17 protein-coding genes and 2 pseudogenes are annotated in these 19187 nt (G+C 59.4%); 13 read left to right on the top strand and 6 right to left on the bottom strand.

Going from position 1 to position 19187, the window contains the following annotated elements; all coding sequences use genetic code 11:
* Nucleotides 1-42: 42 nt before the first annotated feature.
* From RX328_RS12155 to RX328_RS12140, 4 genes are read right to left on the bottom strand one after another with little or no spacing between them, the layout of a single operon-like run.
* Nucleotides 43-363, bottom strand: coding sequence for a hypothetical protein (locus RX328_RS12155; RefSeq protein WP_057853293.1), 321 nt, complete (start codon nucleotides 361-363; stop codon nucleotides 43-45).
* Entirely contained in the window at nucleotides 345-1928 is a 1584-nt protein-coding gene (locus RX328_RS12150) for a hydantoinase/oxoprolinase N-terminal domain-containing protein (protein WP_213254612.1), read from the bottom strand. Before RX328_RS12150 ends, RX328_RS12155 begins: the two co-directional genes overlap by 19 nt.
* Nucleotides 1925-3001, bottom strand: a complete 1077-nt coding sequence (locus RX328_RS12145; protein WP_213254614.1) for a DUF917 domain-containing protein — start codon at nucleotides 2999-3001, stop codon at nucleotides 1925-1927. Before RX328_RS12145 ends, RX328_RS12150 begins: the two co-directional genes overlap by 4 nt.
* 43 nt (nucleotides 3002-3044) lie before the next feature.
* Nucleotides 3045-3839 carry an IclR family transcriptional regulator gene (locus RX328_RS12140; protein WP_213254616.1) on the bottom strand — a complete coding sequence of 265 codons (795 nt, stop codon included), beginning with the start codon at nucleotides 3837-3839 and terminating at the stop codon, nucleotides 3045-3047.
* A gap of 135 nt (nucleotides 3840-3974) precedes the next feature.
* Here RX328_RS12140 and RX328_RS12135 point away from each other — a divergent pair, with 135 nt between their 5' ends.
* The 6 genes from RX328_RS12135 to RX328_RS12110 all read left to right on the top strand — a co-directional run bounded on the left by RX328_RS12135 (nucleotide 3975) and on the right by RX328_RS12110 (nucleotide 9915).
* Nucleotides 3975-5600, top strand: a complete 1626-nt coding sequence (locus RX328_RS12135; RefSeq protein WP_213254624.1) for an ABC transporter substrate-binding protein — start codon at nucleotides 3975-3977, stop codon at nucleotides 5598-5600.
* A gap of 88 nt (nucleotides 5601-5688) precedes the next feature.
* Nucleotides 5689-6654: an ABC transporter permease gene (locus RX328_RS12130; protein ID WP_249726992.1), complete on the top strand. Its 966-nt coding sequence runs from the start codon at nucleotides 5689-5691 to the stop codon at nucleotides 6652-6654.
* Nucleotides 6655-6758: 104 nt separating this feature from the next.
* Nucleotides 6759-7541, top strand: coding sequence for an ABC transporter permease (locus RX328_RS12125; RefSeq protein WP_317258714.1), 783 nt, complete (start codon nucleotides 6759-6761; stop codon nucleotides 7539-7541).
* Nucleotides 7538-8515 (top strand): ABC transporter ATP-binding protein, encoded by a 978-nt coding sequence (locus tag RX328_RS12120; RefSeq protein ID WP_213254630.1) that lies wholly within the window; start codon nucleotides 7538-7540, stop codon nucleotides 8513-8515. The genes RX328_RS12125 and RX328_RS12120 overlap by 4 nt, the downstream gene beginning before the upstream one ends.
* A complete protein-coding gene (locus tag RX328_RS12115) occupies nucleotides 8502-9491 on the top strand; it encodes an ABC transporter ATP-binding protein (RefSeq protein WP_309142503.1) in 990 nt (329 codons plus the stop codon). The genes RX328_RS12120 and RX328_RS12115 overlap by 14 nt, the downstream gene beginning before the upstream one ends.
* 121 nt (nucleotides 9492-9612) lie before the next feature.
* Nucleotides 9613-9915: a hypothetical protein gene (locus RX328_RS12110; protein WP_213254634.1), complete on the top strand. Its 303-nt coding sequence runs from the start codon at nucleotides 9613-9615 to the stop codon at nucleotides 9913-9915.
* Nucleotides 9916-9947: 32 nt separating this feature from the next.
* Here RX328_RS12110 and glmS read toward each other — a convergent pair.
* Nucleotides 9948-11213: pseudogene (glmS, locus tag RX328_RS12105) on the bottom strand (glutamine--fructose-6-phosphate transaminase (isomerizing)); the annotation flags it as partial.
* A gap of 1191 nt (nucleotides 11214-12404) precedes the next feature.
* On the opposite strand from glmS, the gene RX328_RS43495 reads away from it, so the two are divergent.
* The 3 genes and pseudogenes from RX328_RS43495 to RX328_RS12095 all read left to right on the top strand — a co-directional run.
* Complete coding sequence (locus RX328_RS43495; RefSeq protein WP_410734045.1) at nucleotides 12405-12833, top strand: hypothetical protein; 429 nt, start codon at nucleotides 12405-12407, stop codon at nucleotides 12831-12833.
* 3 nt (nucleotides 12834-12836) lie between these two features.
* Entirely contained in the window at nucleotides 12837-13160 is a 324-nt protein-coding gene (locus tag RX328_RS12100; protein ID WP_213254636.1) for a hypothetical protein, read from the top strand.
* Nucleotides 13161-13721: 561 nt separating this feature from the next.
* Nucleotides 13722-14075, top strand: a pseudogene (locus RX328_RS12095) (MFS transporter); the annotation flags it as partial.
* Between the two features lie 1839 nt (nucleotides 14076-15914).
* Here the strand turns inward: RX328_RS12095 and RX328_RS12090 are convergent.
* Nucleotides 15915-17063, bottom strand: a complete 1149-nt coding sequence (locus RX328_RS12090; RefSeq protein WP_317258713.1) for an IS630 family transposase — start codon at nucleotides 17061-17063, stop codon at nucleotides 15915-15917.
* A gap of 414 nt (nucleotides 17064-17477) precedes the next feature.
* Here RX328_RS12090 and RX328_RS12085 point away from each other — a divergent pair, with 414 nt between their 5' ends.
* From RX328_RS12085 to RX328_RS12070, 4 genes are all read left to right on the top strand, one after another.
* Nucleotides 17478-17759 (top strand): hypothetical protein, encoded by a 282-nt coding sequence (locus RX328_RS12085; RefSeq protein ID WP_213256468.1) that lies wholly within the window; start codon nucleotides 17478-17480, stop codon nucleotides 17757-17759.
* Nucleotides 17743-17889 carry a hypothetical protein gene (locus RX328_RS12080; protein ID WP_213256467.1) on the top strand — a complete coding sequence of 49 codons (147 nt, stop codon included), beginning with the start codon at nucleotides 17743-17745 and terminating at the stop codon, nucleotides 17887-17889. The genes RX328_RS12085 and RX328_RS12080 overlap by 17 nt, the downstream gene beginning before the upstream one ends.
* A gap of 144 nt (nucleotides 17890-18033) precedes the next feature.
* Nucleotides 18034-18225 carry a hypothetical protein gene (locus tag RX328_RS12075; RefSeq protein WP_213256465.1) on the top strand — a complete coding sequence of 64 codons (192 nt, stop codon included), beginning with the start codon at nucleotides 18034-18036 and terminating at the stop codon, nucleotides 18223-18225.
* Between the two features lie 768 nt (nucleotides 18226-18993).
* The gene (locus RX328_RS12070; RefSeq protein WP_213256463.1) at nucleotides 18994-19158 is read left to right on the top strand and encodes a hypothetical protein; all 165 of its coding nucleotides are present in this window, start codon (nucleotides 18994-18996) and stop codon (nucleotides 19156-19158) included.
* Nucleotides 19159-19187 lie beyond the last annotated feature (29 nt).

Below are 19187 nucleotides of genomic sequence, written 5' to 3'. Positions count from 1 at the left end.
TTTGCGGCTTACGTCTTGGGTCAGGCAGAACTCAATGCGACGTCATTCTATCTCATCGCTGACGAAATAGATGTTCTTCGAGCGATCGAGAAACTTGCCATAAAGCTCCTCTCGCAGAGCAACGCCGGCCGGCGAGGCCAGATCCTTGTCATGTTGCTCGAGGCTCTTGACTTCGATCCGCTCGATGTACTGCCACGTTGAATTTTCGGCACCCTGGATGGGGCGGCGAATGCGGTGCACCTTGTAGCTCATATAATTGTCGAGGCTGCGCACAAGAGCATAGTCGCGCTCGCGCACCCATGCCTCGTATTCGGCTGGATCGACCCCAGGCTTTAGCGTGCTGATCAGGAAACGGACTGGCATGCGACTTTCTCCTTGGCTGTTTTCTCAATACGGGTTGACCGAATATCTCCGACGACTTTGACGCGGACGCGCATCGCATTTCCTGGCAGATAGGCGATCGGGGTGTCCTCTGCCTCGACCAAAGCGAGCGAGGCCGGCTCCGCACCGGCCTCCACCGCCCGGGTATCGGCAAGCTTGCGCGCTGAAGCGACGGCCTCATCTCGCGTCAGACCCTGGAAGACCTGGTCGACTTCACCACTGACCTGGGCGATGGCCGCGCCAACTGCATTTGCGCAACCTCCGTGCTGAACGCGGACAACACGCCCGACGCCCTGCAATTCTTCGGGAACAAGAAACGCGCCGCCACCGACCGCGATGAGGGTGACGTCTTCGGCGCTTGTCTTCAACCGATCAACGTTCTCTTCCAGCATCTCCTTGCAGCGGCGCAGAATGCCGTTCACCTCATCGGCAGTTATGTGCGCCACACGCTTACGATCGCCGAGGTCGATCAATCCGGCGGCGACGCCAATGTCAGTTGCCGTCACGCCGTTCCCTCCAAAGACAAGCGCCTCCTTGGACAGGCGATACCCAACACTAAGTGGTCCGATCGTGCCCGCATCAAGATCGACATGGCTGCCGCCCCCAAGTCCGATGGACACGAGGTCCGGCATACGAAACAGCGTCCTGACACCCCCAATATGCACGACCGCGTTGGCCTCACGCGGAAAACCGTTCCGCAGATGGCCAAAATCAGCCGTCGTGCCGCCGACGTCGACCACCACCGCTTCTTTAAGGCCAGAGAGATAGGCCGCCCCGCGCATGGAGTTGGTCGCGCCGGAAGCGAAGCTGAACACCGGGTATGCGGCGGCACGCGAGGCTTCTGCGACGGTGCCATCGTTCTGCGTGACAAAAAGGGGAGCGTTAAGTCCGACCTTTGACTTGGCGTGCTCGAAGGCCGTGATGGTCTCCTCGGCAAGCGCAATGAGAGAGGCGTTAAGAATTGCCGCATTCTCGCGTTCGAGCAAGCCGATCCCGCCGAGCAGATGTGCGCAGGTCACCGACACATCCGGGATTTCCTCGCGCAGGATCGCGGCAACCACTTTTTCGTCAGAAGGGTCGAGTGGAGAGAATAGTGCGTTGACGACGACGTATTTTTGAGCGCGATTGCGGATCTCGCGCGCAATTTGTCTGGCTGCAGCGATATCGAGAGTAGCGAACCTGCGCCCATCGTAATCGTGACCACCTTCGATTTGCCAGACGCCGCCATTGGCAAGCTCAGCAAGGCCAGCCGGCCAATCTGTGAAGGGCGGCAAGGAGCTGGTGGCGGGGAGTGCGATGCGGATCACCGCAACTTTCGTGAGATGGCGACGCTGAACGACCGCATTGATGAAGTGGGTCGTACCGATCATCAGAGCGTCAATGCCGGCCGCAAGGTTGGCACTCAGATGGAGCGCCTCGATGGCCGTAGCCACGCCGCTGGTGACGTCGGCCGTGGTGGCGACCTTCACGCCTTGGACGACCTTTGCGTCGTCGATCAGCACGGCATCCGTGTTGGTGCCACCTACGTCAATACCGATGCGTCTCATGAACAAAATACCGACTTGAAATCGATGTCATAGCCGAAGGCACGGGGGCCGACATGGTCAAGCCCGCGCGGCGAAAGGAAAACCGGAGCAGCCGGAAGTGCGATCACCGTCGTCCGCTGCCCGTAGCGAATGGTTTCTGTTCCGATTGCTTCGCCAGATTCGCTGTCGAGAACGCAAATGAGGTCCGGCGTCGACACGACCGCCTGCCCATCACGCCACACGACGATCCACTCGTTCTGGAAATCGACCCGAATCTGACTGCCGTGATTCTCGCCAAGCCCCTCGATGACGGTGCGGCCGCGCAGGAAGCCCTCTGTTGTCCGCCGCTCCACCTCAACGACTTTGCCGGAGAACAGGAGCTTGCCCGATTCCGCTTTCAGAATGGCCGCAATCGGATCGGCATGCTGGCGGTTGGCTTCGACGACAGCCCTTCCGAGATTGATGGCCTTGGATGTGGTGCGCGGGATCGCCCATTTCTTCACTTCCGCACCAGTGCGCGGCGCCTTGCAAGTCGCGACAATGGATCCGAATTCTGTGCAAAGCTTGCGGCTCACACGCTCCATCCATTTCCAAGAAGAGGTCTTGCCGACGATCGCCTCATTGCCGCGCGGGTCGATCGATGTCAGCGGATAAGGCGCGAGATTGCCAACCGCAAAGCTCGTCATCTGCGCTTCAGGGTAAGCTCGGCCCATCGCATCGGCATCGACAACCGGAATCTTGAGATGGACAGCAGCAAGCAAAGACTGCATGCCATTGCCCCCACCGATCTCGACCGGCATCACCGCCCTGAACTTGCGGCCAAGATGCTCTTCCATGGCCGAGACGGCGCGAGCGATCAGCCGGCTGTCGACCAGCCGCTCCTGGAAAACGAGCGGAGCGCCCATAATCGAGACGACCGCAACCGCATCGTCATCGTCCAACTCGTCGGGGTCAATGAGATTGATGCGAACGCCGTCATTGTAGAAGCGCCGCAAGTTCAGCAGCGCGTGATACGGACTTCCGCCACCACCCGTTCCGAGAATCCAGGCGCCGACCGAGAGCGCCTCGATATCCTCTGGACTCAATTGCCTCATCTATTGCCTCCAAGCCGCAACCAGTTGCGGCGATAGAAAAAAATCAAGCAGCAGTCGAGCCGCCGCCCAGCACACGGTGCGCACGCTGCGAAAGGAACGGATCCCCGAAGCGACTCGCGATCCGCTGGGCCGCGGTGGTAAGCAGCGTGATCATGCGACTCCTCTCTTCATCGCTCAAATGCGAGGCGGGATAAGAGATACAGAAACCCACCGTTTCGCCGATCTCCGGATCGGCTACGCTTACCGAGATCGAGCCGACGCCAGGGATAGCCTCGTCGGCGGCCTCGGCCCAACCGAACCGACGTGGCTGGTCGAGTGCAGTCAGCAACTGATCGACGCTTTGCGGCGCGCGCGGAGAAGGCGGAATGACACCTTCAGCGTGAAGTGAGCGCACAACATCATCCGAAAGCCGCGCCAACAGACTGCGACCGAGTGCAGTCGCAAACGCCGGCGCACGCTGGCCAAGCGGAGTAAACACCCGCAAGGCGTGAGAGCCTTGATGCATCCGGATGACCAAAACGTCAGCACCATCAAGGATCGAGACGTAACCCGTGTGTCCCGTCTCTCGACTGATTTCCCTCACAGCCTCATCGACCGCGTCAATCAACGATGAGCTCAGCTTGTAGAGGCGCGAAATCTCAAAAAGCAGATTTCCGACCTTGTAGCGCGGCGGATTCTCCGAACGCGACAACAACCCTTCCTGCAGCATCGTTTTCAGCAGTCGAGATGCTGAACTTTTAGGCATCTTCAGCAGCTGCGAGACATCCGTCACCGACACTTCGAGCCTGCCAGGCCCAAAAAGCCTAAGTATTTCCGCAGAATTTTCGATTGCGCCCACTTTTTAATCACCATGTTTCGTATATTGAAACTGAGTTGACAATAGCAGGACGATGACAATAATGCAAGTTATCAATGCAAGCCGTGGCGCACCGGATGACCCGCAAGCTGCGCGCAACGTCGGGAGAGGAATGAGATGAGAAGCGACACGCGCCGTCGGGATTTCTTGAAGTTTGCCGCAACCAGCATCGCGGCCCTCACATTCGCCGGCAAAGCTCGTTTGGCTGCCGCGCAGGAAAAGCGAACGCTGACGGTCGCCTGGGATGCCGACATCGACACGCTTGATCCGGCCTCGTTCAAGACGTCGGCAGGCTACACTGTGCAAGCCAATGTTTACGACAGTCCGCTGATGTGGAAGGTGCAGCCGGTCGCGGGAAAGCCGGGAGTGTCGCAAGCAAAGCCGGGCGAGATCGAGGGCGGCATCGCCCAGTCCTGGTCTTTCGAAAATGGCGGCGCCACGCTAGTGCTGAACATCCGCAAAGGCGTGAAATTACCGAGCGGTCGCGATGTCAACGCAACGACTGTGAAGTATCTCCTCGACCGCGGGCTGCAGTCGCCGGGCTATATGCGCATCCTGTTTCCGCGGCTTCTGGGCGTAACGAACCCTGAGCACTTCAAGGTGCGTGACGAGTTTACGATCGAGATCAACATGCCCTCGCCAAGTCCGATGGCGCTGGACACGATGGCGCTCATGAACAACGCGCTGCTTGATCCGGATGAGGTCAAGACGAATGGGACCGCGGAAGATCCCTGGGCTGCCAATTGGTTGAAGCGAAACACCGCCGGGCTCGGACCCTATCAGCTGGTGAAGAACCAGCCAGGGGTCGAGGTCGTCCTAGAAGCGCAGGCCGATCACTGGCGTGGTCGGCCCTATTTCGATCGGGTGGTCTTCAAATATGTGCCGAACGAAGCCGATCGCGTGCTGCTGCTCAAACGCAAGGCCATCGACATGGTGGTCGGCAGATCAACCCTGTCTCCGCGCAATGTGAAGAGTCTCGCAGCCGAGCCAGGTTTGAAGACCGTCTCCGTGCCGGACACCCTGTGTCACTGGCTTTGCATGAACACGCAGAAGGCGCCGCTTAACAACGTCAAAGTGCGTCAGGCCATCAATTACGCGATCCCGGTCCAGGCCATCATCCCGAGCGTGCTGTATGGTTATGGCACCGAGATGAAGAGCCCTGTGCCGAGTTTGACGCCCGGTTACGATAGCACGATTAGCCCCTACAAGTACGACATCACAAAGGCCAAGGAGTTGATGCGCGAGGCGGGCTTTGGCAAGGAGCCGGTTGCGATTGACCTTGCGGTACGCGCTGGGTGGCAGCCGCACGAGCAGGCTTCGATCTGGCTCCAGACCGAGCTGGAGAAGATCGGCTTCAAAGTGAGCATCGTCAAGGAAACCGAGGCCACCTTCCGCCAGATCGCGACCAAAGGCGATCACCAGCTTTCGATCGAGTCGTGGCAGTCTTGGATCAACGATCCCTTCTATCACCTGTTCTTCAACTTCCACAGCACAGCAAAAGGCACCAACACCTCTTTCTATTCCAATCCGGAAGTCGACAAGCTGATCGATGAGAACATGCACGAAACCGACATTGACAAGCGTCTGGCAGCAGCAAAACGCCTGCAGGAGATTATCATCGGCGACGCCGTCTGGGGGCACCTCTGGTACGAGAACTGGACCCGCGTCATGCGATCCGACCTTGTTGGCATTGAGAAGCGCTGGGATAGTTATGAGCGCTTTTTCAGCATGAAGCTCGCCTGAGCACCTCAATTTTCGTCTCAATCGGGAGAGCGCTCCAATGTTTTTTTTCAACTATGTGACGCGGCGGTTTGCGCTGGCTCTGCCGACATTGTTCGGCGTCAGCGTGATCTGCTTCACGCTCACGTACTTGCTTCCTGGCAATCCAGCCATGGTGAAGGCGGGCCCCTTTGCCACGCCAGAACATCTCGCCGAGATGGAACACCAAATGGGATTGGATCGTCCGTTTCCCGAGCAGTACTACCGGTACGTCTCCGGCATCTTCAAAGGCGATCTTGGCGAGAGCGCATCGACGGGACGGCCGGTCTCGCAGGACTTTCTGCAGCGCCTGCCCGCCACTCTCGAGCTCAACCTGGCGAGCCTTCTCATCGCGATCGTGATCGGATTGCCTCTCGGCGTCTTATCTGCGGTGCATCGCGACACGTTGGTAGACCATATCGGACGAGTCGTCGGCATCATGGGGGTCGCGATGCCGAGCTTCTTGACCGGGCTGTTGTTCGTTTACCTCTTCTTTTACGTCCTCGATTTGGCCCCCTCACCTCTTGGACGGCTGGGATCCGGCATAGAACCTCCCGCACACCTCACAGGGCTCTATGTGATCGACTCCCTGATGACCGGAAACTGGACCACCCTGCGATCAAGCCTGCATCAGCTCATGCTCCCTGCAGCGACCCTCGGGCTCAGCGCGATCGCGCCAGTCGCTCGCATGGTGCGCTCCACCATGCTTGAGATTCTCGAGTCCGATTACATCAAGGCGGCGTGGGCGGCCGGATTGCCGCGGCGCACGGTCATCTACAGGGATGCCCTGCGAAATGCGCTGATACCGGTCATCACGATTTCCGGAATCGTTTTTGGATTTCTGATGGCCGGAAATGCGGTGGTGGAGAGCGTGTTCTCATGGCCGGGTATCGGCAACTACGCAGTGACCGCACTGCTCACCAAGGATTCGGCTCCGATCCAGTCATTCATCCTCTTTGTCGCCGTAACGTGTGTCATGGTCAATCTGGCGGTTGATATTGCGTACGGCCTCATCGATCCCCGGATAAGGTTCAGCTGATGTCTTCATCATTGTCTGTGTCCTCCTCAATTTCCAAACCAGTGGCTTCGTCTTTGGTGTGGCAGCGGCTTCAGCGAAATCCAGTTTCGTTTGCGGCACTCTGCGTGATCGTTCTGATCGCAGCGGCTGCGATACTCGCGCCAATCGTGGCGCCCTACGCGCCCGATGCCACCGATCCCGCAGCCTCCCTGCAGCCGCCCTCCTGGCAGCATCCGCTTGGCACTGACGAGTTCGGCCGGGATCAACTCTCGCGGATCATTTTTGCCGCACGCGTCGACCTGCTGGTGGCCTTTGCGGCAACATTGATTGCTGTCACAATCGGAGGCTTGCTTGGAGCGGTCGTAGGATACAGCCGAGGTTGGGCTGATACTCTCGCGATGCGCGTAGTCGACGCTCTCATGGCCTTTCCGGCGTTCGTATTGGCCATGGGCATCACAGCTGGCCTTGGCAATTCCATCACCAATGTCGCAATTGCCATCTCGATCACCCAAATCCCGGCATACTTGCGGCTCACGCGTGGAGAGATGCTTCGGCTTCGCGAAATGGAGTATGCCGATGCAGCACGCACTCTCGGTAATCCAACCTGGAGGATTGTGTTGATTCACTTGCTGCCCAACTGCCTTCCGCCGCTGATCGTACAGGCCACCCTCTCGACGGGTTTCGCGCTTCTGACAATGGCGTCGCTATCGTTTATCGGGCTCGGAATTCAGCCTCCGCAAAGCGAATGGGGCGTTATGACAGCTGAAGGCGCCTCACAGATCGTCACAGGAGAATGGTGGCTCTTCCTGTTTCCTGGTCTGGCGATCATGGTTTCCGTTCTCGCATTCAACCTTATCGGTGATGGACTGCGTGATTTGCTGGACCCGCGCATGAGGGGGCTGAGATGACCGAAATGCTTGAGATCTCGGATCTGACTGTTCATTTTCAGATCAATCAAGGCGCGATTGAAGCCGTCGATCACATTAACCTGACGATTCGCCGAGGCGAGATTCTTGGACTAGTCGGTGAGTCCGGGTCGGGGAAGTCGGTGACGTCTTTCGCCGTCCTGCGCCTGATCCGCCCGCCAGGGCGTGTGGTGTCAGGAAGCGTCCACTTCGACGGCATTGATCTTGGCTCGCTTCCTGAGGAGCAGATGCGCCGAATGCGCGGCGCGAAGATCGCGATGGTCTCGCAAACGCCGCGAACCGCGCTTAACCCGCTCCTGACCGTTGGAAGGCAGATTTCGCGCTTGCTGATGGTGCACGCAGGTTTGTCGACGCGAGAGGCCGAGAAGAGGATGCTGGAGATGCTGCGCCTTGTTCGCATTCCAGCACCAGAGAAGCGGGCCAACCAATACCCGCATCAGCTCTCGGGGGGAATGTGTCAACGCGTCATGATCGCGATGGCGCTTGCAACCTCACCTCAGCTCCTGCTTGCGGACGAGCCCACCACCGGGCTTGACGTGTCGATCGCAGCCAAGATTCTCGATCTTTTACGCGAATTGAGCACCAAGACGGGAGCCGCGATCATGCTCGTTACGCACGATCTGGGCGTCGTTGCCGAAATCTGCGACCGCGTTGCCGTTATGCATGCGGGCCAGCTGGTTGAATGCGCGCCCGTGCGGGACCTGTTCCATAATCCCGCTCATCCATATACGAAGGCGCTCGTCCGATCGATCCCGAGAGTAGATCGGGATGTCGTGCTTGAGCCGATATCGGGCTCGGTTCCTTCATTGATCAACCCGCCCAGCGGCTGCCGTTACGCAGGACGTTGTGAGTGGACGATGGATCGCTGTCGCGTTTCGCGGCCCCCGATGGTCGAGGCCGCTCCCGGCCATGTTGTAGCATGTTATGGATTTGAGGAACGTCGTGGCACTTGTTGAGATTCGTGATCTGCAAATGCACTTTCCGCTGGGCGGGATTGGCGGCACACTCGCGCGCCTACGTGGTCAAGCCGAGCCTGTCTTGCGAGCGGTCGATTCCGTCTCCTTCGACGTAGAGGCCGGCGAAACCCTCGGACTGGTTGGTGAGTCAGGCTGTGGCAAATCGACCGTCGCGCGTTGCCTGGTTCGGTTACTGAAACCGACGGCGGGGTCTGTCCGCTATGCCGGCAAGGAGATCGCGACGCTTGACGCGCAAGCAATGAGGCCATTCCGCCGGGACATCCAAATGGTGTTCCAGGATCCCACCGCGTCCCTCAATCCCAGGCTTTCGGTGAGAAGCATGGTCGAGGAGGCGCTCACGCTTCATACCAAATTTGATGCAAAGGAACGCCGCGCACGGGTCGAAGAGCTCATGCACGAGGTGGGTCTTGGCCGCGATCTTTTGGACAGCTATCCCCACGAGCTTTCGGGTGGCCAACGCCAGCGCGTGAATATTGCCCGGGCGATCGCGACAAATCCTCGCTTTGTTGTTCTCGACGAACCGACGTCCGCACTCGACGTCTCGTTGCGGTCGCGAGCGATTCTCCTGCTGGAGAAGCTGCGCGAACATCTCGGGCTATCCTACCTCTTCATTTCGCACGATCTGGCCACGGTGAAGTACCTCGCGAGCCGCGTTGCAGTGATGTATCTCGGCAGCATCGTGGAATTATCGGACACACGCGATCTGTTCGCGAAGCCCTTGCACCCCTACACGCGAGCGTTATTGGCGGCCGTTCCGGTGCCCGATCCCGACGCAAGGCGGGACGACTTCACATTGGCAGGCGAAATTCCAAGCCCCATTGATGTCGAGACCGGATGCAGGCTGCGCGGGCGTTGTCCATTGGCCAAACCTATCTGCGCAGAAAAACCGCCGTTGAAGGAGATCGCGCCGGGCCGATTCGTCGCCTGTCATCTCGTCTCAGAGCTGTGCCCTTGATTTCAGGTCCGCCATAACAAAGGATGACGATCCATCATGAGGATTGTCCGACTTGTGTTTGCCGCATTGAAGCCGGGTGTCAGTGCGGCAGACTATGAACGCTTCGAGCACGAGCTGGACTATGTCCCATCGCCTCCAATCAAAGACTATCGTGAGCTATCGAACGCACCGCATCACCGAAACCGGTGCTAGCCTATCGGGCGGACCGCGGCACTACGTCGAGCGCATTGAGGTGACCGACCGTGCAGCCTATGAAGCTGAACTTGCCGTTGCCGGCACGGAACTGATCGACGAACTTTACGAGAAATATCTCGATAAATCCAAGACAGTATCGGTCTGGTCAGAGCGCATCGAAGGCGGATCAGGTCCGCATGCGGTCATTTGCGGCGCTGAAACACCATCCCCACTGTACCAAACAAAATAAAACCTGTTCCAGTGACATCTATCTAAGCCCGCCTATTCTACGGTCACCGCTTTAGCAAGATTGCGCGGCTGATCCACGTTGGTGCCCATCACCACCGCGGTATGATAGGCTAAAAGCTGCATCGGAATGTCATAGACCATCGGCGTAAAGGTTGCCGGCATGTCTGGCAGCACGATGGTCACGAGCGGGTCTACGATCGCCTCCCTCGCGCCTTTTGCATCGGTCATCAGGATAATATTGCCGCCTCTTGCTGCAACTTCCTGCATGTTTGAGACGGTCTTTTCGAACACCCCGTCATAGGGCGCGATGACGACCACAGGCATGGTCTCGTCGATCAACGCAATCGGGCCGTGCTTGAGCTCGCCGGCGGCATAGCCTTCGGCGTGGACACAAGAGATTTCCTTCAGCTTCAGCGCGCCTTCCAGCGCCAGCGGGAACGAGGTGCCGCGGCCGAGATAGACGACGTTGCGACATTTCGCCATGTCGCGCGCGAGCTTTTCGATTTGGGGCTCGGTGGCGAGCGCGGTTGCCATCAGCCTCGGAATCTCGATCAACCTCTGCACGAGCCTGGTCTCCTCGGCGTCGGACAATTCACCGCGCGACTTGCCGGCGGCGACCGCGAGCGCGGCGAGCACCATCAGCTGGCAGGTGAACGCTTTGGTCGAGGCGACGCCGATTTGGGGCCCGGCCAGCGTCTGCAGCATGGTCTCGCTCTCACGCGCAATGGCCGAGGTAGGCACGTTGACGACTGAGAGCGTATGGAGCCCTTGCGCCTTGACGTAGCGGAGCGCGGCCAGCGTGTCGGCCGTCTCGCCCGATTGCGAGATGAAGATGGCAAGATCGCCTTTGCGCAGCGGCGCCTCGCGGTAGCGGAATTCGGAGGCAACATCGAGCTCGACTGGGACGCGGGCCAGACGCTCGAACCAATATTTGGCGACATAGCCGGCATAGCTCGAGCTGCCGCAACCCGTGATCGATATGCGGCCAATGTCGTTGAAGTCGAATGGCAGTCTCTGCGGCAACGCGATGCGCTCGGCGGCCACGTCGACATAGCGCCGGAGTGTATGGCCCACCACTTCCGGCTGCGCGTGAATTTCCTTGGCCATGAAGTGACGATAATTCGCCGTTTTGACCAGGAACGACGAGCCCCCTGATTTCACCACCTCGCGATGGGCAACGGCGCCTTGCGCGTTAAAGATCACGCTGGTCTTGCGGGTGAGCACGGCCCAATCGTCGTCCTCGAGATAGGTGATGGTGTCGGGGAACGGCGCAAGCGCAATCGCATCCGAGTCCAGATACGTCGCAACACCCGCAGACTCAGAGCCGCGATAATCCGCCGCTTCAGCGAAGCGACGAGTTGGTCCGCGACCGCAGCGTGTCCCAAAATGCCGACAATCCCGCACACGTAGATCAATCTCCCCCATTAGCTGCACTTGAACGATATCGTCGTCCCGCTTGAAAATGTGGGCGGCAAGCTAACGTCGCGCTGTCCGTCAGATTGATCATGCCTTACCATTTATGTGTTGAGCCACAGGCAGGCAATTAGCATGCCAGCACGCAGTGAATGATGATGTTCTGCTTTTCGAGACGCGGCCGTTGACCTTACAACGCGTATCGGGTCCGCGATACGCCGTTGGAAGGATCGCGGCGATTGATCGGCTGCCTGGTTCGGATCGCGCTAAGCGTGACGCCCGCAGCAATTGCATCGCGCTTCGCGCCGGCCGATACGCCCGGAACTTGGCTTAGATCGAGCGCAATTTTAAAGACTGCAATCGAGAACACTGTGCTCTGGCCGGCTGGACAAGGATGAACGCCTGTCACCGTAATAAAGGGCGGAACGAGGGAGGCCGGCCGGTTCAGGCTTCGCGAGGTCATCGCGCTAAAGTTCAAACGCAGATGGCGGAAGAAACGCGCGCAGCACTATTCGTCCAGTACGTGTTGATCATTGCCCGGAAGGCGAAGCCGCGATTGAGCCTCTCGCCGGACATCTCCATCTTTCGCCTATCTCGCCGCCCCGTTAAGCTCAATTACCTGCTCGACGCTAGCAAGATGTCGGCTCTGTATGACGAGATCTCGTAGAGGGACTCTAGGCCGATGGAGCTGGTCAGGAACAGCTGCCAGAAGTGGCCGGTGAGCTGAGGGACCGCTCTACCCGACGCGGCGCCTCGGGGTTCTCCGATAAGTCCCTGCTTGTACTGCATCAACTCGCCCCCATCCTGCCTGCGTGTTGTCGTGTTCAGCCGTGTCCGGCTGAAGACGGCTATGTGCGGAACCCGACAGGAAGGCGCAAGTAGTTCCACCGGCGCGTCGCCAAGAACATGGTTTTTCCCCTCTGCAACCAAGCTCGCACAACCTCTTTTGTGGCACGCCGATTGCTGGGACACGGTGGGATACACTACGACCACGGCCGTCTCGCAGAGGCGGCCTCGGAGTTCAGATGAAACTCGCTCGATCGATCCAAATCAATGCCATAGACGCTGCACTGTTGAATGCGGTCCCGCCGATTGAAGCTTGGCAGCATGCTTCGCGGGTGCCGCTGTCGTTCGTCCAGCACGGGCTTTGGCACGAGTCGCGCGGTGAAGTACCTCGCGAGCGGCGTTGCAGTGATGTATCTCGGCAGCGTCGTGGAGATGTCTGACACACGCGATTTGTTCGCGACGCGCTTGCACCCTTACGCGAGCCTGACCGGTCGCCGTTCCGTGCCCGATGCCGACGCAAAGCGAGACGACTTCACGTTAGCCGGCGAAATCCCAAGCTCTGTCGATTTCGCGCCCGGATGCAGGCTGCGCGGGCGTTCTCCCCATCTGAGCAGAAAGACCGCCCTTGAAGGAGCTCGCGCCCGGCCGATTTGTCACCTGTCATCTTGGCTCAGAGCTGGTCGCTTGATTTCTGGTCCGTCACAACAAGGAGAAGGATGAATTATGGCTGTTGTCCGATTTGTATTTGCCGCATTAAAGGCGGGTGTCAGCGCGGCAGACTATGAACGCTTCGAACGCGAGGTGGACTATGTCACCGCCGCCAAAATGAAAACTATCGTCAACTATTGTACGCACCGCATCACCGAAACCGGAGCTGGCTTATCGGGCGGCCCGTGGGATTATGTCGAGCGCATTGAGGTGACGGATCGCGCGGCCTATCAAGCTGAATTGGCTGTGGTCGGCAAGGAAATGCTCAACGAACTCTACGAGAAGTATCTCGACAGATCCAAGACAGTGTCGGTCTGGACGGAACGCATCAAACCATGAGTTTGGCCGGCGCGGGCTTCATCGGAAAGCTCGCCCTCGTCATCGGTTCGTCCTCGGACGCCCGGCTCGCGCGTGAATTCGCGCGGCTCGGAGCGCATGTGGCCGTCGACTGTCGGTCCAATTTCGAAGCTGCGCAGTAAGTCGTCAGGGGCCAGTCGGCGGAAGGGACATGCGGCGAGCGCCTTTTGCTGCCGCTGCAGTCCACAGGTTGCCACCGATGCGGCCGAGCAGCTCAGGATGGTTGCGATCCTCGTCAACAATGCGCGATCATTTACCGACACTTCATTCCTTGAATGGAGGAGCGCAGTGGGATGCGGTATTGGCTATAACCTCAAGGCACGATCCTGCTCGTGTAGCGCTTTCGCCGGCAATGATACCGCAAGGCTTGGGCGGGGTGCTCGATATCGGCGCCAGGGATCGGTCCGATCGCATTCGAATCTACGATCCAGCACCATATCGTTTCTGGTCCGAACCTAATGAACCATGAATTTCGCCCGCCTGAACGGCGCGTCAGTGTCGTCAGCAGGTCGTCGGAGGCGAGCGCGGAGATCGCGGTATGCGAGCACTCCAGGCCGCCGGTCGGGATCACTAGCTTGTCTTTGGCCTTACTTGTTCCAGTCCTCCAGCCAGCCGGTCGCGTCTTTGTCGCGGCGCTCGTGGGCTACGTGCTGAACGAATCGATGCCGGACGAGTAGTAGCCGCCTGGGCTGGCGCATCCCGTTCTTTCTCGGTTGCCTAATCATTCCGCTTATCTTCTGCCTGGGCCGCACGCCGGAGGAAACGCCGGAATTTCTGGCGATGAAGAAGCATCCCACGGCCCGCGAGTCTTTGCCCTAGGCACTCGCCAACTGGCGGATCGTCATCCTCGGCATGATGATCGCGATCCTGACCACAACGACCTTCTATTTCGTCAGTAAGCACCCGCGTCTCCAAACACGATCTCGCAGTCGTGCAGCTCTCAACGGAGAAGCGACCATGGAAAGCTCCAGCCCATCGTTGAATGATTCGAGCTATCGAACTTGCCGAAGTGCGTTCAAGAGATGGGAGCAATCGTGCCAAGAATTGATCCAAGCCTTTCCGAAGAATACGGTTGAGTGGAGTTGGCGGCTTGATGCTTACTGTCCGACTTGAGACAACAAGCGTCTTTAAGCCGACAGGTCCTGCTGCAAGTATTGGGAAGCAAATTTGGGATACCTTGCTGACGGCCCGTCGCACGCGAACTGACGGCTGTCGTGGAACCACACTGTGAGCCAGGAATCATCGCGCTCGGCGCCGGCTCATCCGGCGCAACCTTCGATAGGAGCTTGCCGCGGGGCGGGCCGCCCGTCACCTCCGGGCGCGAACATAGGGTCTAGTGGGCGTTTCTCAGCCTGGCACGCCCCTTTCTCTTTCAACACAGCATCAACACGACGCTCCCTGATTTAGGTTCGGACCCCGCGTCGCTTGGACCGGCATCGCGTGCGTGGGATCTGGGACAATACACGCGCGAAACGAAATCGAACGGTTGGGCGGCCTCGATCGACTGCCTGACCCACCAATGGGCGAAGTGCGCGAGCTGAAATCCAGCGTTGCGATCATAGGGAGAAGAGTTGGGATGCATCTTGTGCTTGTTATCAATGGCGGGCGCCGATCCACCTCTTCAACGCCTTCGGGCCTTCCAAGGCAATTGCTGCATTTGCGTGGCTGTTGGTGCAGGTGATGGTGATACCGAGCGCCCCTGGACCTGCACAAGCTAGCATTCCGCCTAACGGAGGTGCCGTTAATCCCGCCGATTCTGAGGACCTCGATGCGGATTACAGGTCCGCGAACGCTCGCTCATTGCCAGCCGGGCATTGTCGCGTCATGCACTCGGGCCTCAGCAGTGTTGGGATTGGCTCAGAATACGCCGAGGTTGTTAACGAATTCGGCTGCGCAGGCGCCCTCAGCTCGAGAGAGATCCTCGGAGGCATCACGTTTCACGTCTTTGCTTGGAACGCGGGGCAGGTTCTGGCACTGTTCGCTAACCGGAGGCTTTTGGTTGCGTCGCGGTCCGACAAATGATTCAGTATGGGGCCCGACTGAGGCGCCGGGCTGCTTGTGAACTCGCGCTCACAGTTAAGCAATGAAGCGGACCGATTTTATCCGTCATCCATGCCGCGATAGCAAGGGCTGTTGCGTTGTTGGAGGGCGAACCCGCGCCATTCGTCACGGGCTCAGGCTCGCCAGACCAGTCGAGTTACGATCAGCTCCGTCGCCGAATCTATCTTTTTACCCGCCCAAGGCTGATAGCATGGTGACCAATGGGCGGATGAAGACTTCAAGTTCATAATGCGCTTGCACAACGTGCTGCCAAGCATCTCTCAGACGAAGACAAATCTCACCCTACACGGCGTGAACTACACGGCCACTATTGGGCCGCCCGGCTTAGAGCACGAGATTTTTCTCCGAAGAAACTGACAAGCCCACCCACCAATCCAGGTAGGTGCCTCTAAGACTTTTCGCCGATACGACTTGGCGGCAAGGGAAGCGAGGTGGCCAGCTTTGCTGAGGGGTGAGCCGGCCACCGAAGTTAGCGGCGCGTGGTAGGGACAGCGCTTCCTCGGTCCACCACGGAGCGCCGAGGCACGTCGCCGCCAACTTCAATGGCCAGCGCGGGCGCGGTAGGGACAGCGTCGGCCTCTCTCAAGTCAAGGCGCCGAGTCCCGATCGCGCTGCCCCAGACGCAAGGTGGATCGGCCCGATAGCTAGATTAGCGTTTGCTTGGTTCGAATCATATCAGGCGGCGTCGGCGAGTTTGTAGGACCACGTGTGGATGACCGGATGGCGATTGACATCGTCGATGCCAGCCATGATGCGCTCCTTAAGCTCGTGTTTTGAGGTCACCCGGATGTGGCGCAGGACTGAACGGGCGAACTTGGAGAAGAATCCCTCGATGAGATTGAGCCACGAGCCGTGCTTGGGCGTGAAGGTGAGCTCGAAGCGCCCGCTTGGTCGAGTGGCGAGCCAGGCTCTGGTTTCTCTCGAGATGTGCGCGGAATGATTGTCGAGGATCAATTTGATCGCAGTGTTCGGCGGATAGGCGGCATCGATAAGTCTGAGGAACTCGATGAACTCTCGACTGCGGTGGCGATCTTTGACAAGGGCGTGGACCTTGCCGGTGAGCAGATCGATCCCAGCCAACAGGCTGAGCGTGCCATGGCGTTTGTATTCATGGTCGCGCGCAAAGCTGGCGTGGATGCCAGGCTTGGGCGGCAAATCCGGCGCCGTCGTTGCGATGGCCTGGATTCCCGGCTTCTCGTCGCAGGAAACGATCGTCACCGGCTTTCCCCGCTTCTTCTTTCCCTTGGCAGAGGCTTTCTTCAGGACTTCGACTTCGCGGTAGACGCACAGCACCTCCGCCATCTTCTGTTCGAACTCGGCGTCGCGATTTTCAAGATAATAGCGCACCTTGTGCGGCTTGATTTCCTCTCGGCCGAGGATCTTGCACACCGTTCCCTGGACCAAATTGGCCAAGCACGCATGCCCCGCCGCCGGCCCGTGTTCACGCGCATGGCGCGCCAAGAGCCGCGTCGTCCACAACTCATGTGGATAGCCGTGGTCCTTGGCCTTGTCGCACGCCAGCGACACCAACCAGGCTTTGGCTTCCGGCGTGATGGTTGGTTCCTTGCCCGGTCGCGGGCGATCGTCGAGGGCTGCCAGCGGGCCATCGGCCAGTGCTCGCTCGACACAGCGCTGCACCGTCTGATGATGGACCCCAAGTCTCTGGCCCACCGCGCAGAACGAAGGATTTTCCCGATACGCCAGCAGCATCTGCGCCCGCGACACCCGGCTCGCCAGTTCGATCCTCGACCGCGAAAGCGTCGTCAAGGTCGCTATCTCTTCATCACTCATTGCCAATTCGACCGCTCGCCGCCATCCTGCCATGATACAGCTCCTCGTTTCGCCGACCGCAAACGAGGAATCCGCCAACAGCCCGTCCGTTCCACCAATTCAGCCTGCTCCATCAGCGCAGGTTTCATGGAATCGGTCGTCTAGTTATGAAGTGGGCGTACGAGACACGCGATGGGTTAGCCGAGATTATCATCGTCCCCGGGCGGGGGCGCCCTCCTGTTTGACGGTCAGATTCTAGGCCAATTCATCTCGCCGGATTATAGCCGCAGAAGGAATCGAGGGGCAGTTCAGGCCGCCGAACTGATCTCCTGCATTCGTCAGGTCTCCGGCGCGCTGGAGGTTGAGAAGCGCGGCCCGCGCAAGCCGAAGGTCGCAGCGATGGCGTGACATGTCCGAGCGCCGGATACTTCCAGCGTCGTCGAGCCGAGACATTCGAGATCGAATGGGGTGGCTTTGGTCCCCACTTTGCTGAGGCTGGGGTTTCATGACGACGGGTCCTGGGCTGATGCGTTCATCAATGGCGGCAAATTCGGCGAGAGCGTCGAAGGCCATCGCGCGCCACGCGGCAGTCGTCTGTTGCTGGCGCTTCAGTACGGAGCCGACATCGACAACGTTGCAACCGCGATCACGCGCGACGGCGCCGGGGCGCCATCCTCGATCCTTGGCACCGTCGTCGACCAGCTCCTGTTGCCAGCCCACGGGAGCAGACGGGATGACCACGCCCTATGAGAACGCGACCATCGCAGCGCGCGACGAGATCACCAAGCTGTTGCGCCGGTTCGGCTGCGAGCATTTCGCCACCGCGGCCGGTCGATGCAGCTGTGCGCCAGCGCGAAAGGCTGGGCTGCGCTGTACCTGAAAGAGCATCCATACAGCTACCGGATTCGCCTTCGCAACGCCCGAGAAGGAGCATCGCGAGCGCGCGCTGGCGCAGGGACCCTAGTCGATCTCGATTCCATCGATCGATGTATGCCGCGCTGCCCGAGATGTGACGGGAGGTCCCATGATCCACATCCACTGGATTGATCGCGGTGGCAAGGCGACGCAACCGCCGGACCCCGACTATCCCTACGGCATCGATGTCGATCTGACCGGCGGCAGGACGCCGTTCTGCGAAACCGCGCTGCCCTACCCGGCAAAGCGTCTCGGCTACTTCACGGTCGCATGCGACCTCTGCGGCTTCACCGCGATGTGACGACCGCGGGCCGCCCCCGACTATCCCAAGAGCGTGAGGCTGCCGTGCAAGATCGAGGACCGCACCGCCCGGGCGGCTCGACATGCAGGAGCGGAGGATGAGTGAGTTCGGACCGGCTTGCGTGATCTGCGGCGCCATTGATTTCGATCAGTCGCTGGCGGATGCAACATCTGCGCGGCCTGCGACATTGGCGATTTCGGTCCGGAGCGCGTGCGCGTCGGCTGCAGTTGGCGGTCGCCGAGCGCTTGGTCCCGGTCGACGATGCGCTGGCCCGCCAGCTCTCACGCTCGATGGCAGAGAACGTTAGATGATCGTGGCCGAGCTACTCGACCACGACCCTTTTAGACTTCGCGGCCGCCTGATCGAACTGGGAGTGCGAGACCTAAAAGCGATGACACGTCAAGCGTTGCCGCTCAATTTGAAGAAGGCCCGATGCTCAACGTAAGGGGGGACCCTCAGGCCAACCCACCCACTCCTGAAGAACTCGATCCCAAGTGCGCAGCCAAAGCGTCCCGAAGCTGCAGATGCTCTTCAGGAGTCAATTCGGTCGCAATAGGCTGACATATCGCTTTTCAATGTTTTCTCCTTTCACGCAGTGTGGCCGGTCAGCGGCTGCTGCCGCCGTTGCATGGGAGCAAGTATCGCGCGAACTGCGCAGAAAGGGCAGAAAAGGGTTTTGCATGCTAAAGGCTGGGATTGTACGGCAGACCGCCTAACGTTACTGCGCGGACGTGACAAGCCCGACAAAAGGCGCGACACGAGGGATTGATGCCGAATGGGCTGATGAGCAGCAGACAACAAGAAGAGAACGGCCGTGTCGCCCGTAGGCATCGAAGATCGAAGAAGCCAAAGAAGGCCGCCTCCGGCGAGAACGAGATGTTGCTGCTGATTGCGGGCGAGGCCGCGAAAGAAGCAACGGCCAGAAGCCAATGACGAGCCTCAAACGAAATCTGCGTTAGGTA

Origin of the sequence: Bradyrhizobium sp. sBnM-33, assembly GCF_032917945.1 — a bacterium.
Classification (GTDB): Bacteria; Pseudomonadota; Alphaproteobacteria; order Rhizobiales; family Xanthobacteraceae; genus Bradyrhizobium.
The sequence above is the reverse complement of the archived record's forward strand: the minus strand, read 5'-3'. Positions and strand labels throughout refer to the sequence as shown.